The following is a 13,257-nucleotide window of genomic DNA, read 5'->3' on the forward strand; positions in this document are numbered from 1 at the left end:
GCGCCATGTACCTCGCCTCCGTCGAACGCCCGGCCGGGACGCTCGACCGCACCAAGCGCATCGCCGGCAACGTGCTCGCGCTCGGGACGGTCAGCCTGGTCACGGACGTCTCCAGCGAGATGGTCTCGGCCGTCCTGCCGCTCTACCTGGTCGTCGGCCTCGGCCTCGGGCCGGTGGTCTACGGCGTCCTGGACGGGCTCTACACGGGGGCGACCGCCCTGCTGCGCCTGGTCGGCGGCTATGTCGCCGACCGGGCGCAGCGCCGCAAGCTGATCGCCGGCCTCGGCTACGGCATCTCGGCCGTGGCCAAGGCCGGTCTGCTCGCGGCCGGCACGAGCGTGCCGGCCCTCGGCGCGGCGATCGTGGCCGACCGGGCCGGCAAGGGACTGCGGACCGCGCCCCGGGACGCGTTGATCACCCTGTCGACGCCGGCGTCCGACCTGGGCCGCGCGTTCGGCGTGCACCGGGCGATGGACAGCGCGGGTGCCTTCGCCGGGCCGCTGGTGGCGATCGCCGTACTGGCCGCTTCCGGACAGGCCTTCGACGCCGTATTCGTGGTGAGCGGTTGTATCGCCGCGATCGGCGTGCTGGTTCTCGTGCTCGTGGTCCGGGATCACCGCGACGATTCGGCGAAGACGGCGGTCGATCTGCGGGCCGCCGCCGCGCTGCTGAAGATCGCGCCGATCCGCGCGTTGCTGCTCGGCGCCGTGCTGCTCGGTCTGAGCACGATCGGCGACGGATTCGTGTACCTGCTGCTGCAGCGCCGGGAAAACCTGTCCACCGGCTGGTTTCCGCTGCTCGCGGTCGGCACGAGCCTCGCGTATCTGGTCCTTGCGGTGCCGTTCGGCACGCTGGCCGACCGGATCGGCCGCACGCCGGTCTTTCTCGGCGGTTACGCCGCCCTCGCGATGGTCTATCTGTTTCTGACGACTTCGTGGGGCGGCCTTCCGGCGCTGCTCACGGTCCTTTTTCTGTACGGGGTGTTCTATGCCGCCACCGACGGGGTGCTGATGGCGCTCGCCGGGCCGCTGCTGCCGGCCGCCCTGCGGACCACCGGCCTCGCGCTGATCCAGACCGGTCAGGCACTGGCCTACCTGGTGTCGTCGGTGCTCTTCGGCCTGGCCTGGTCGTGGTGGGACGCGACGGGCGCGATCCAATTATTCGCGGTCGCCGGGGTGGTCACCCTGGGCGGTTCGGCGGCGCTTCTCCTGCGTACGGGGGGTGCCGCGCGATGAATCTCGGCAGGCGGGTGCTGCTCGCGTCCGGACTGTCCGTCCTGCTCCTGCTGGTGGCGGTCGGCTACGTCGTGGTGGCCGGTCACCGCGGTTCGGCGCCCGCGGTCGCCGCGACGACGGTCGACGCCTCGCCCGGGCCACGAATTTTGTTTCGCAGCACAGACCCCGGGTCGATGGGGCGGGTCGCGACCGTAGGTTCCGGGCAACGGCCCGGCCCGCGTACGGTAAGCGGGGTTGCCTGCAACCGTGTCTATGCCGCCGCCGGAACTGTGATCTGCCTGCGGCCCGACGGGCCGCTGGCGACCTACCAGCTGGCCGTCCTCGACGCCCGCCTGAAAGAGGTGCAGACCTATCCGCTGGTCGGTGTGCCCAACCGCGCGCGGGTGTCGCCGAGCGGGCACTGGCTGGCCTGGACGGTGTTCGTGACCGGCGACAGCTACAACGGCGGCAGGTTCTCCACCCGGGTCGGCATGATCAACACGGTGACCGGGGACACGGTCGACACGCTGGAGACGTTCGCGGTCACGCTGAACGGCAGGCCCTACCGGGCGGCCGACCTCAACTTCTGGGGCGTGACGTTCGCCGGCGACCGCACCTTCTACGCCACGATGTCGACGGGCGGGCGCCGATATCTGGTGGTGGGCGACGTGACCGCCCGGACCGTCCGCACGCTGGTTTCCAATGTGGAATGCCCCTCGCTTTCGCCGGACGGCACGCGGATCGCCTTCAAGTCCGCCCGGGACGGTGACCCGTCCAAGGGTTGGCGCCTGTCGGTTCTCGACCTGGCCACCATGCACCGGACCGCCCTGGCCGAGACCCGGAGCGTCGACGACCAGGCGGCCTGGCTGGGCAACGCCGAGGTGATGTACGCCGTCCGCCGCGGCACCAAGGCTTCCGACGTCTGGTCCGTGCCCGCCGACGGTTCCGGCGCGCCCACCAAGCTGATTCCCGATGCCGAGTCGCCTGCGTCGCTGGCCGCGTCCTGACAAGATGGGTCGGCAACGGAACGCGGAACGGGGTGGGGGCTGAGATGGCGGATCTCGTGCAGTACGAATTGGACGACGGCACGTCGGTGCTGTTCGAGGCCGCCGAGGCCGACCTGGTGTCGCTGCGTGGCGCCGGCTCCTTCCGCACGGAGGACGGAGGCGCTCTGAGCGACCGCCTGGCCGGGGTGGCCAGGACCGCCGGGCAGGTCGCCGAGTCGATGCGCGCCGCGATGTCGCCCGACGAGCTGTCGGTGGAGCTCGGGGTGAAGGTGGCCGGCGAGCTGAACGCGTGGTTCTTCGCCCGCAACCAGGCCGAGGCGACGATCAAGGTCACCGCGACCTGGAAGAACAAACCCGCCACCGGGCAACCCGCCGCGGGCCGCTGATCGCCGTTTCCGCCGGTCCCGGTCATGCCCAGCTGGCAGCAGGTCGTCGTCGCCGCCACCGCGGTGGTGCGGCGGCAACGAGACGGCTCCCCGGTGGGGACGGCCGTGCTCGTCGAGGGCGGCCGGCTGCTGACCTGCCGGCACGTGGTCGCGGCGCACGGGTCGCTCGCGGAACCCGTGTGGATCTCGTTCCCGGGACGCCCGGCGGTCCGGGCCTCGCCGGCCGGTGAGGCGGCCACGGTCGACGCCGTCGTCCTGCGACCCGAGCCGGAGAGCGAACCTCTGCCGGAGCCGGTGACACTGTCCGGCCGCGCCCGGCCGCCCGCCGAGGTGCAGCTGATCGGCTATCCCGGAGCCGACCGCACCCTCGAAGGCGTGTGGCGGTCCTTCACGGTGGCCGGCCCCACCGCCCGCGGGCTGGTCCAGCTGGCCTGGACCGACAACGCCGGGTCGTGGCCCGGGCACAGCGGCGGTCCGGTGGTCGACAGCCGCACCGGGCGCCTGGTCGGCCTGTTGCAGGAGGGGTCCGAGCCGGGCCGCTTCGACCGCTACCTGCCGCTGCCCCTGCTGCTGAGGCACGGCGTCCTCGACCGGCTGCCCTGGCTCGTCGAGGGAAGCCAGGCCGAGACCCACTTCGCGTCCCGCGCTCGCGGCCACAGCGATACCGCCGACCTGTTTCGCGGCCGGACGGCCGCGCTCACCCGGGTGAGCGACTGGTTGACCAGCCCCGAACCGCCGGGCCGGGTGCTCGTCGTGACCGGACCGCCCGGGGCCGGCAAGTCGGCCGTCGTCGCCCGGTCCGCGCTCGTGCTCCGCGACCGGGTGGCCGGCCAGGCGAGCGGCCCGCGCTGGTCGGGCCTGTTGTTCCACGCTCGCGCCGCCCGCGCGGACACGTTCCGGGCCGCCCTCGCCGACCTGGTCGACGGCGACGACTCGACGGTGGACGCCCTGATGGGCGATGTCGACCGGATCGGCGAGTCCGACCCCGGTCAGCGGTGGGTGATCGTCGTGGACGCGCTCGACGAGGCGGCCGGGAGCGAGGACCGGCAGGCGATCGCGCAGCTGCTGACCACGCTGGCCCGCCGCCCCTGGATCCGCGCCGTCGTCGCCACCCGGGCGCTGTCCCCGAGCGGCCCCTACGCCCAGGCGAGCCTGCTCAGCCGCTTCGGCGTGCACGGTCCAGCGGCCGGCAACCTGGTCGACCTGGACGGCGACGCCTACTTCGAGATCTCCGACCTGCGCGACCTGGTCGGGGATCTGCTCGCCCAGCGCGGCCAGAAATATCCCGGGCCGGGAGCCTGGCAGCACTACCGCGACGACGAGCCGCTGCGCGCTGCGCTGGCCGCGGTCGTCGCCGACCGTGCCGCCCGCAACTACCTGATCGCCGGCCTGAACGCCGCGGGCCTCGGCCAGCGCGACGAGGTGGTCGATCCGCGGGCGGCCGGGTTCACGCCCGCCGGCATCCCGTCCAGCGTCGGCGACGCCCTCGAGGAGTTCCTGAACCGGTCCCTCCGCGACCGTCCGGGAGCCGACCGGCAGCGGCTGCGCGGCGCCTACGTCGCGCTGGCCTACGGCGCCGGCGCCGGCATCACCGACGCGGTGTGGCGGCTGTTCGCGGACGCCCTCGGCTACCCGGTGGGGCAGGCCGAACTGGACGAGCTGCGCGCCTCCGCCTTCGCCGACTACCTCCTGCAGACCACCACCGAGCCGGGCGGCACGGTCACCCGGCTGTTCCACCAGGCGCTCACCGATCACCTCCTGGCCGGCCGGGACCAGCGCCATGACCAGGGAGTTCTCCTCGACGCAACGCTGCGGCAGGTGCGCGAGCAGGGTGGATGGGCGCGCGCCGACGCGTACGCCCTCGCCCACGCCGCCGACCACGCGTGGGCGGCCGGGCGGTTGCCCGAGCTGCTGACCGAGCACGACTACCTGCTGGGGGCCGACGGCGCCGCGCTGATGGCCACCGTGGGGCGGCTCCGGTCGTCGCCCGCCGAGGCCGCGGTCGTCCTCCGGGCCGGACCGGCCGCCCACGCGCTGCCGCCGTCACCACGGGCCGGACTGTTCGCGGTCAGTGCCGCCCACCTCGGACTCGACGACCTCGGCCGGCGATTTCTGCACCGCACCGCCGAACTCATGCGGCCGCTCTGGGCACACAGCCTCGGCACCCCGCACATCACGCTGACCGGACACGACGGGCCGGTGCGCGCGCTGGCCGCGATACCGCTGGCCGACGGCCACGCGCTGTTCGCCTCCGGCAGCTTCGACCACAGCGTGCGGTTGTGGGATGCCACCAGCGGGCGGCCGGTGGGCGAGCCGCTGCTCGGTCATACGAGCTTCGTGTTCGCGGTGGCCGCGGTCCCGTTGCCCGGCGGCCCGACGCTTGTCGCCTCGGCCGGCGGGGACGGCACCGTACGCCTGTGGGATCCGGCGACCGGTCAGCCGGTCGGCGACCCGCTGACCGGTCACACCGGCGCCGTGCGTGCGGTCGACGCGGTGCCGGTGGCCGACGGACGGACGCTGATCGTGTCGGGCGGCGCGGACCAGACCGTACGCCTGTGGGATCCCGCGACCGGGCAGCCCGTGGGCGATCCGCTGGCCGGCCACCGCGACGAGGTGCAGGCGGTGTGCGCGCTGCGGTCGGCCGGCGGCCGGGCGCTGCTGATCGCGTCGGGCAGCGGGGACGGCATGATCCGCCGGTGGGACGCCGGGGGCCGGCCGGTCGGCGGACCCCTGATCGGCCACGTCGGCGAGGTGTCCTCCCTGACATCGGTGCCGCCGGCCCTGATCGTCTCCGGCAGCGGCGACGGCACCGTGCTGTCGTGGAACCTGCTCACCGGACGAGCAACCGGCCGGCTGTCGACCGGCGACGGCGGAAAGGTGGTCGCGGTAGCCGCCGTGCCGCTCGCCGACGACAAGACGCTGGTGGCGTTCGGCGGCGACGATCATCTGGTGAGATTGTGGGACCCGCTCACCGGCAGCCGCGTGGGCCAACCGCTCACCGGCCATACCGCCGAGGTGTGGGCCCTGGCTGCCGTACGCCTCCCGGAGGGCCGCACCGTGATCGCCTCCGGCGGACCCGACCGGACCGTGCGGCTCTGGGACCCCGCCACCGAGCAGCCGGTCGGTCGTCCCCTGACCGGCCACTCCGCCCAGGTGATCGCCATGGACTCGGTGCCACTGGCCGACGGGCGCACCCTGATCGCCTCCGCGGGCGACGACGCCGCCGTACGCCTGTGGGACCCCGCCACCGGGCAACCCGTCGGCGAACCGTTGATCAGGACCGGCGAGGCGATCTGGGCCCTGGCCGTCGTGCATCTGCCGGACGGGCGGACCCTGATCGCCGCCGGTGGCCGCGACCGCCTGGTTCGGTTGTGGGATGCGTCCACCGGGGAACCGGCCGGCCGGTCGTTCGGTCACGGCGGCGAAGTGCGGGCCCTGGCCCCGGTGCGGCTGGCCGGCGGACGAACCCTGATCGCCTCCGGCAGCTTCGATCGCAGCGTGGCGCTGTGGGAACTCACCACCGGGCGCCGGCACGGCCGGCTCCTGACCGGCCACACCGGTTCGGTGTTCGCGGTGGCGGCGGTCCGTCTCACGGACGGGCGGACGCTGGTCGCCTCGGCCGGCGGCGACCACACCGTGCGGCTGTGGGACCCGGTCGACTCGCTGCCGGTCGGGGACCCTCTGACCGGCCACACCGACAACGTGCGCGCGGTCACCGGCATCCGAGCGGCCGACGGGCGGACGCTGGTCGCCTCCGGCGGCCGCGACGGCACGGTGCGGCTGTGGGATCCGGAGACCGGCCGACCGGCCGGGGAGCCGCTGCTCGGTCATGCCGGCGAGGTGGCCGTGCTCGGGACGGTGCGGATGGGGGACGGGCGGACCCTGCTCGTCTCCGGCAGCGACGATCACACCGTACGGCTGTGGGACCCGGTCAGCCGGCGCCCGGCCGGCGAGCCCTTCACGCTGCTCGAGGGGGTCTCGGCGCTGACCGCGGTGCCCGGCGGGATCGCGGTCGCGACCGGCCGGGCGGTGGTCATGCTGATGATCGAGGGCTCGGTGCCAGAGCCGAGTTGACCGCGGCGGTGGTGCGGGCGACGTCTCCGGTGGCCAGCAGGTCGAGGAGGGCGCCGCGGAGCAGCGCCAGCACGGCGGTGCGCTCGGCCGCGGCCCGGGCCGAGTTGCGGCCGGCGGCCGGCTGGGCCCGGGCCAGCACTTCGAGCCAGTCGGCGACCGTCTCGGCGGCGAAGCCGGCCCAGGGCCCGTCCGACTCGATCAGCGAGCGGGCGTAGGCCTCGACCCACAGGGTCAGCAGCGGGCGGTGGGCCGGGTCGCTCAGCCACGACCAGAGCTGGGCGCCCGCCTCGGGCAGGCCGTCGGCCGGGCCGGTCTCGGCCAGCAGCCTCAGCTCGTCGCGGCGTGCGCGGGCCAGCAGGGCACGGACCAGGCCGTCCTTGCTGCCGAAGAGGAACAGCAGGACGCGCGGACTCGACCCGATGGCCGCGGCCAGCGGGCGCAGCGACAGCTGGGCGAGGCCGTACGCACGGACGTAGGCGTACGCCAGCTCGAGCAACTCCTCCTTGCGACCGTCCGGCACGCCGCTAGTATGCCAACTGAAACGATCGTTTCAGTGAGGGGTTCAGGCGATGATCCGGGTTTTGGGCCGTCCGGGAGATCTGGGCTGGGTGATCCAGGCACACGGCGAGCTGTACGCGGCGGAGTATGGGTTCGATGCGCGGTTCGAGGCGCTGGTCGCGCAGATCGTCGCCGGGTACGCGGCCGGCCACGACCCGAAGCGCGAGAACGCCTGGATCGCCGAGGTCGACGGGCAGCGCGCCGGATGCGTGTTCTGCGTCGACGCCGAGGAGGACGACACGGCGATACTCCGGGTGCTGCTGGTGACACCGGCCGCCCGCGGGCTGGGCCTCGGCGGCGCGCTGGTCGACACCTGCCTGGCCTTCGCCCGACGAGCCGGCTACCGGCGGATGCGGCTGTGGACCACCGATCCGCTGGTCGCGGCGCGGCACATCTACCTGTCGCGGGGCTTCGAGCTGACCGGCTCGGCACCGCACGACGGCTTCGGCGTGCCGGTCGTCGGCCAGACCTACGTGGCCGACCTCTGAGGCCGCAGCGCCCCGGCCCTCGATGGCGCCCGACGGCCGCCGCCGTCATGGCGACGGCACCGTCCACCGTGGACGCGACGCCTTCCCGCACACGCTGACGGTGCCCGTGCCGGCGATCGCGATGACCGGAGCGAGACTGGACACCCGGCCATTCTGCATTCCGCCCCGTGTCCGGGGCGATGATCGCCGGGCTGTTCAGGGTGCGGGCTGCGGGCTGCCGAGCGGGAACTGGAGGCTCACGAGCCCGTCGGCGAACCGGCGCTCGACCGGGTAACCGCTGATCCACCGCAGGACGCCGGTGTTCTCCGGGAGCACCGTGCCGACAAAGCGTTCGATGTGGTTGGCCCGGGCCGCGGTCGCCAGGCGGGTCAGCAGCATCGAGCCGATGCCCCGGCCCTGGAAGGCGTCCTCGACGACCAGAGCCACCTCGGCCTCGGCCGGGCCCAGCCGCTCGTAGCGTCCGACCGCGACCGCGCGCGTACCGCAAAGAGCGACGAACGCCTCGCGGGAGTGATGGTCGACGTTGACGAAGCGGTGCAGAAGCGTGAGCGGTACGCGCGGACACGGCGTGAAGAAACGCAGGTAGCGCGTGTTTTCGCTCATCCGCCCGTGCAGCGAGATCAGGGCCGCCGCGTCGTCCGGCCGGATCGGCCGCAGGGTGAGCGTCACAGCGCACCGAACGCCTCGAGGCCGGCCGCGATCCCGGTGTCGACGGCGGCGCGCATCGGGCCGGGCCGGCGCTCGGTGCGGCCGATCCGTGTGCTGCCGACAGGCGGGCGGATCTGCAGGGTCGCCGGATGGGTCGCGAGCAGCCGTTCCTCCTCGGCCCGCCGGGCGACCCGGTCCCGCCACGGCGCGGCCGCCCCGGGGGCCTTGCGCGCGAACCAGCGCGACAACACCAGGCGCTCGGCCCGCCCGGGCTCGCGCGTCGTCTCGTCGGTTCGCCGCGTCCGCAGCGCGACCAGGTGCGTGGCGCCGTCCTCGATCGCGGTCCGCACCGGCACGGCCTCGCTCACCCCGGCGTCGACGTACAACCGTCCGCCGACGTCGACCGGTTCGCCGGCCAGTAGCGGCATGGCCGTCGACGCCCGCAGCGCCGATTGAAGGGCGGCCCGGTTCTTCACCGCCGGCCGCAGATCGACCGACCGCCCGGTGAGCGCGTCGGTGGCCAGCGGGTGGAATTCGACCGGGCTCGCCAGGATCTCGTCGAAATCCATCGGCATCAGCGTCGTGTAGACGGTCTGGACGAGGAACCGCGTATCCACCACCGGCTGCCCGCGCAGCGCCCGCCGCACGTCGATCGTGCCCCGCATGATCTCCGGGGTCCACCACGCGTGGATCGTGCTCCCGGCCCGCCCGCACAGCAGCCACGCCCCGTTCAGCGCCCCGGCCGAGCTGCCGTAGACCGCGTCGAACAGCGGCAGCAGCCCCATCTGCTCGATCGCGACGGTCATGCCGCTCGAGTACACCCCGCGCGAGCTGCCGCCCTCGATCAGCAGCGCGAGGCGGGCGTCGTCGCTGCGGTTGCCCGGTGCGCTGCCCTGCTTGAGGCGGTCGCGCAGCAGCCCCAGGACGGCTTCGTTCTCTTCCACGTCATTCAGGAAAGGCCCTGACACGCTGTGAGAGTCAACCCGGCCTTCGCATTTGCGGTGCAAGCCACTATCGTGAGGTCTCCAGTTGGTTCTCTGCATGAGGGAATGAAGCCTGTGATCACGGGTGCGCCCAGTGGCCGCCTGTCGCGGCGGTCCGACGTCTTGTCGTGATTCCATTCCTCATGTCGTAAAGGACCCTCAACCTTGTCTGTGGATCTTCGTATCCAGCAGTCCGTCGTCGCCAACCTCGCCGGCCGCCCGGCGCCCGTCGAGTCGGGGCCGTTCATCCTCGGCATCGACCCGGCGACCGACAGTCCCAACATCAACTACGCCACACCGCGGCCGGGCGCGGAGATCACCGCCGCCGACGTCGAAAGCCTGGTGGACGCGTTCCGCTCGGTGCATCGGCGGCCTCGCCTGGAGTACGTCGTGAACTGCGCGCCGAACCTCGAGGCGCTGCTGCTCGCGGCCGGTTTCACGGTCGAGGAGCGGCACGAGTTCCTGACCTGCACACCGGAATCCCTCGTCGTACCGGCGACCGCCTTCGACGTCCGGGAGCCGGTCACCCGCCCCGATCGGGCGGCGATGGTCGCCGCTCAGGGCGAGGCGTTCGAGGGTGAGTTCGAGGTGACCGACGCCGACATCGACAGCATCGAACGGCTCCAGAAGCGGGGCGGGTTCGCGCTGATCGGGGTCGCCGGCGACGGTGCCTGCGCCGGTGGCGGTCAGGCCGTGCCCCCGAACGGCGGGGTCGCCGAGATCGGCGGCATCGCGGTCCGGGCGCCCTACCGGCGGCAGGGCCTGGGCGGGGCGATCACCGCCGGGCTGGCCCGGCGGATCTTCGACTCCGGCGCCGACCTGGCCTGGCTCGAGGCGTCGGGTGACGACTCGTGGCGGGTCTACGAGCGGATCGGCTTCCGCCCGGCCGGCCGGCGCCTCTACATCCGGCTCTAGCGCGGCAACCCGAACACGTCCGCAAGGCCGGTCACCTCGACGGCCTTGCGGACCGGCGGGGACGGCTCGGCCAGCGTGAACGTGACACCCTCGGCGGCGGCCGAGTTGCGGGCGCTGACCAGGGCACCCAGGCCGTACGAGTCGATGAAGCCGAGGCCGCTCGCGTCGACCCGCAGGAAACGGCAGCCGGGAATCGTGGCGGCCCGGGCGAGGCTGTCGCGCACGTCGTCGGCGCGGTCCAGATCGAGCTCACCGGTCAGGGTGGCCACGACCAGTCCGTCGGGATCGGCCGGTTCGTACGAGATCATTCCGTCGTTCGGCATTCGCCAGACGATACCCCGGGCCCGCCACTGCTGCAGGTCGACACGAGCACCGCGTAGCGGCCCTGGAAGTTGACCTGAGTGTTGGTCAGGTTCTTCACGGTCAAGGCATACGGCGACCGGCGCCCGGCGGCGCCCCGCGTTGCGGTTGTCGGTTGCGGCCGGTGCAGTCATCCCCCGAGGACCGGCCCGCGCCCATCACCGTGCGCTCCACGTAGCGCCGGTGGAAGGAGTCTGTCACCAAGGGGATACGGTCAGTACGGGCCGGTCATCGCAGCTCATCCAGTGTTTTCGAGGCCCGGTTCAGGTCAGGGCGGCCAGCGCCTGGTGCACCGAACGAACCGCGCTCGCGCCCTCGCCGACGGCCGCCGCCACCCGCTTCATCGAGCCCAGGCGTACGTCGCCGACCGCGAAGACCCCCGGCACGCTGGTCTCGAAGGCCAGCGGCAATCGACCCGCGGCGGCCCAGGCCGGGCCCGGGTCGGTGCCGAGCTGGACGTCGGTGAGGACGAAGCCGCCGCTGTCCAGCCGTACGCCCTGAAGGAAGTCGGTGGCCGGGGTCGCGCCGATGAAGCAGAACAGTCCGAAGCAGGCGCACGCCTCGTCGGCGGTGCCCTTGCGGTCGCTCAGCGTCACGTACTTCAGCCGGTGCTCGCCGTGCAGGGCGGTCACCTCGGTCGAGGTCTGCACCGTGATGCGCGGGTCGGCGTGGATGCGCTCGACCAGGTAGCTGGACATGCCGGCGGAGAGGTCGGGGCCGCGGACGACGAGCCGCACGTGACCGGCCTGCCGGGCCAGGTAGATGGCGGCCTGGCCGGCCGAGTTGGCCCCGCCGACGACGGTCACCGGCTGGCCGGCGACGCCGCGCGCCTCGAGCTCGGTGGCCGCGTAGTAGATGCCGGCGCCGACGAAGTCCTCCCAGCGGTCGAGCGGAAGATTGCGGTACGCCGCGCCGGTCGCCAAAATCACCGAACGTGACGGGATTTCGGTCCCGTCGAGCAGGGTGACCACGTGGCGGTTGCCCTCCTGGCGGAGCGCGACCACGCCGCACGGGCTGGCCAGGTGGGCGCCGAACTTGAGCGCCTGCACGACCGCCCGGCCGGTGAGCATCTCGCCGCTCAGGCCGAACGGGAAACCCAGGTAGTTTTCGATGCGGGAACTGGCCGCCGCCTGCCCGCCGGTCGCGACCGCGTCGAGCAGCACGGTCTCGAGGCCCTCGGAGGCGCCGTAGACGGCCGCGGCCAGGCCGGCCGGGCCCGCGCCGATCACGGTCAGGTCGGCGACGCCCTTCGGCGTGCGGCGGTACGTCAGGCCGAGGAACTGACTGAGCGTGCCGGTGTTCGTGTTGGTCAGCGTCGACTTCGGCGTGACGACCACGGGCACGTCGGACGCGGTCAGCCCGGCCGCGGCGAGCGCCCGTCGGCCGTCGTCGGTGTCGCTCTCGATCCAGCGGTGGGGGAGCGCCTGCCGTTTGAGGAACGTCTCCAGGGCCAGCCCGTCCCGGGTCGCGGTGTCGGCGATGACCTCGAGGTTGTCGGCCGCCGCGACCGTGATCAGCTTGCGCCGGGCCAGGAAGCCCCGCAGCAGCAGGTCGCTGATCTCGGCGTCCTGCGCCATCAGCCGCCGGAACTCGGCCGGCCGCAGCCGATGGATCACGCCCGACTCGGCGACCCGGGCGCTCAGAATGCGGTGCTGGCCGGTGAGCAGCGTCATCTCGCCGACGAATTGGTGCGGCCCGGCGCGGAGCAGCAGTTCCTCGGGCAGCTCCGGCCCGGCGGCGCGGAAGATGTCGACGGTCGCGGTGCCGACCAGGATCAGGTCGGCGTCCTCGTCGCCGGCCTCGAACAGGACGTCGCCGGCGGCGACTTCGACCGCTTGCCCGTACGCCGCGGCCCGGGCGAACTGCTCGTCGTCGAAGTGGTAGGTGGCGGACTCGTCCGCGCGGGCACCGAGCTCCGGGAAAAGGAAGGGCGAGACCATCGCTCGATGATTCCAAACCGCGGCCCGGCAGGCGAGGGTTTGTCGCGGCCGACCCGGCAGGCGCCGGCGTTCGGCGTCCGCTAAGCTTCTTTCCAACGCGGACGTAGCGCAGCTGGTAGCGCATCACCTTGCCAAGGTGAGGGTCGCGGGTTCGAATCCCGTCGTCCGCTCCAATTTTCGGTTTGGTGGCTGCTTGAGCGGCCGATTCTGTGGTCATGTCCGGTGGATGGCGCGCGCTCGTGCTCGACGCCGTCCTCATCTCGGTGGCCGAGCTGCTCGGGATCTGGGGCCACGGTTCGGTCTGTTCATCCATCTGTCGGCCGGCTACCTACGGGCGGGCACGATGGTGGCCGACATCGGGACGCTCGCGCCGGGCACGATGCCGGCGATCCGGATCTCCGACACGGCCGGCCTGACCGAGCTGGTGCCGGCCATCGGAGAACTGCGGGAGCTCGGGGCGCTGGTCGCCCTGGACGGCGTTCGGCACCGGGCGGTCGCGCGCCGTCGGGCCGGTCTTCGGAACGGCGACGCCGGCCTCCGGGATCGATCTGCGCCGGGCGATCGCGTGAGCCGCGTGAGCCGCGTGAGCCGCGTGGCACCACGCGCTGGCTTGGCCTGGGATGCGCCACGCGCTGGCTAAGCCCGTGACGCACCACGCGCCTGCCGAGCCCGGGGCGCACCACA

At 73.1% G+C, this 13,257-nt stretch carries 11 protein-coding genes, 1 tRNA gene and 1 pseudogene; 8 read left to right on the plus strand and 5 right to left on the minus strand.

Annotated features, from left to right (window positions below; genetic code table 11):
- The first annotated feature begins 5 nt into the window (after positions 1-5).
- The 4 genes from ACIA5C_RS06905 to ACIA5C_RS06920 are packed head-to-tail and all read left to right on the plus strand — an operon-like array spanning position 6 to position 6,681.
- Positions 6-1,235: an MFS transporter gene (locus ACIA5C_RS06905; protein ID WP_396052126.1), complete on the plus strand. Its 1,230-nt coding sequence runs from the start codon at positions 6-8 to the stop codon at positions 1,233-1,235.
- A complete protein-coding gene (locus ACIA5C_RS06910; protein WP_396052127.1) occupies positions 1,232-2,221 on the plus strand; it encodes a hypothetical protein in 990 nt (329 codons plus the stop codon). The genes ACIA5C_RS06905 and ACIA5C_RS06910 overlap by 4 nt, the downstream gene beginning before the upstream one ends.
- A gap of 44 nt (positions 2,222-2,265) precedes the next feature.
- The gene (locus ACIA5C_RS06915) at positions 2,266-2,607 is read left to right on the plus strand and encodes a CU044_2847 family protein (RefSeq protein ID WP_396052129.1); all 342 of its coding nucleotides are present in this window, start codon (positions 2,266-2,268) and stop codon (positions 2,605-2,607) included.
- A gap of 24 nt (positions 2,608-2,631) precedes the next feature.
- On the plus strand, positions 2,632-6,681 hold the full coding sequence (locus ACIA5C_RS06920) for a trypsin-like peptidase domain-containing protein (protein ID WP_396052131.1): 4,050 nt from the start codon (positions 2,632-2,634) through the stop codon (positions 6,679-6,681).
- Here ACIA5C_RS06920 and ACIA5C_RS06925 read toward each other — a convergent pair.
- Positions 6,641-7,201 carry a TetR/AcrR family transcriptional regulator gene (locus ACIA5C_RS06925; protein ID WP_396052132.1) on the minus strand — a complete coding sequence of 187 codons (561 nt, stop codon included), beginning with the start codon at positions 7,199-7,201 and terminating at the stop codon, positions 6,641-6,643. The genes ACIA5C_RS06920 and ACIA5C_RS06925 overlap by 41 nt on opposite strands.
- Positions 7,202-7,250: 49 nt before the next feature.
- Here ACIA5C_RS06925 and ACIA5C_RS06930 point away from each other — a divergent pair, with 49 nt between their 5' ends.
- Entirely contained in the window at positions 7,251-7,727 is a 477-nt protein-coding gene (locus ACIA5C_RS06930) for a GNAT family N-acetyltransferase (RefSeq protein ID WP_396052134.1), read from the plus strand.
- Between the two features lie 219 nt (positions 7,728-7,946).
- Here ACIA5C_RS06930 and ACIA5C_RS06935 read toward each other — a convergent pair.
- Together ACIA5C_RS06935 and ACIA5C_RS06940 are read right to left on the minus strand one after the other, a co-directional pair.
- Positions 7,947-8,396: pseudogene (locus ACIA5C_RS06935) on the minus strand (GNAT family N-acetyltransferase); the annotation flags it as partial.
- On the minus strand, positions 8,393-9,319 hold the full coding sequence (locus tag ACIA5C_RS06940; protein ID WP_396052135.1) for a patatin family protein: 927 nt from the start codon (positions 9,317-9,319) through the stop codon (positions 8,393-8,395). The gene ACIA5C_RS06940 and the pseudogene ACIA5C_RS06935, both read right to left, overlap by 4 nt.
- 210 nt (positions 9,320-9,529) lie before the next feature.
- On the opposite strand from ACIA5C_RS06940, the gene ACIA5C_RS06945 reads away from it, so the two are divergent.
- Positions 9,530-10,273, plus strand: a complete 744-nt coding sequence (locus tag ACIA5C_RS06945) for a GNAT family N-acetyltransferase (RefSeq protein WP_396053087.1) — start codon at positions 9,530-9,532, stop codon at positions 10,271-10,273.
- Here ACIA5C_RS06945 and ACIA5C_RS06950 read toward each other — a convergent pair.
- The gene (locus ACIA5C_RS06950; protein ID WP_396052137.1) at positions 10,270-10,596 is read right to left on the minus strand and encodes an STAS domain-containing protein; all 327 of its coding nucleotides are present in this window, start codon (positions 10,594-10,596) and stop codon (positions 10,270-10,272) included. The two genes, ACIA5C_RS06945 and ACIA5C_RS06950, sit on opposite strands and share 4 nt — an antisense overlap.
- Positions 10,597-10,896: 300 nt before the next feature.
- Complete coding sequence (locus ACIA5C_RS06955) at positions 10,897-12,573, minus strand: FAD-dependent oxidoreductase (protein ID WP_396052138.1); 1,677 nt, start codon at positions 12,571-12,573, stop codon at positions 10,897-10,899.
- Positions 12,574-12,670: 97 nt separating this feature from the next.
- Here ACIA5C_RS06955 and ACIA5C_RS06960 point away from each other — a divergent pair.
- Positions 12,671-12,746: transfer RNA gene (locus ACIA5C_RS06960), tRNA-Gly, on the plus strand.
- Positions 12,747-12,916: 170 nt separating this feature from the next.
- Entirely contained in the window at positions 12,917-13,213 is a 297-nt protein-coding gene (locus ACIA5C_RS06965; RefSeq protein WP_396052140.1) for a hypothetical protein, read from the plus strand.
- Positions 13,214-13,257: the final 44 nt, after the last annotated feature.

The organism is Actinoplanes sp. NPDC051343 (genome assembly GCF_044455125.1).
Lineage (GTDB): Bacteria > Actinomycetota > Actinomycetes > Mycobacteriales > Micromonosporaceae > Actinoplanes.

Coding starts and splice junctions, on each gene's coding strand:
- ACIA5C_RS06930 (WP_396052134.1), top strand. CDS start 7,251: ATGATCCGGGTTTTGGGCCGTCCGGGAGATCTGGGCTGGGTGATCCAG.
- ACIA5C_RS06910 (WP_396052127.1), top strand. CDS start 1,232: ATGAATCTCGGCAGGCGGGTGCTGCTCGCGTCCGGACTGTCCGTCCTG.
- ACIA5C_RS06920 (WP_396052131.1), top strand. CDS start 2,632: ATGCCCAGCTGGCAGCAGGTCGTCGTCGCCGCCACCGCGGTGGTGCGG.
- ACIA5C_RS06915 (WP_396052129.1), top strand. CDS start 2,266: ATGGCGGATCTCGTGCAGTACGAATTGGACGACGGCACGTCGGTGCTG.
- ACIA5C_RS06955 (WP_396052138.1), bottom strand. CDS start 12,573: ATGGTCTCGCCCTTCCTTTTCCCGGAGCTCGGTGCCCGCGCGGACGAG.
- ACIA5C_RS06950 (WP_396052137.1), bottom strand. CDS start 10,596: ATGCCGAACGACGGAATGATCTCGTACGAACCGGCCGATCCCGACGGA.
- ACIA5C_RS06905 (WP_396052126.1), top strand. CDS start 6: ATGTACCTCGCCTCCGTCGAACGCCCGGCCGGGACGCTCGACCGCACC.
- ACIA5C_RS06965 (WP_396052140.1), top strand. CDS start 12,917: ATGGTGGCCGACATCGGGACGCTCGCGCCGGGCACGATGCCGGCGATC.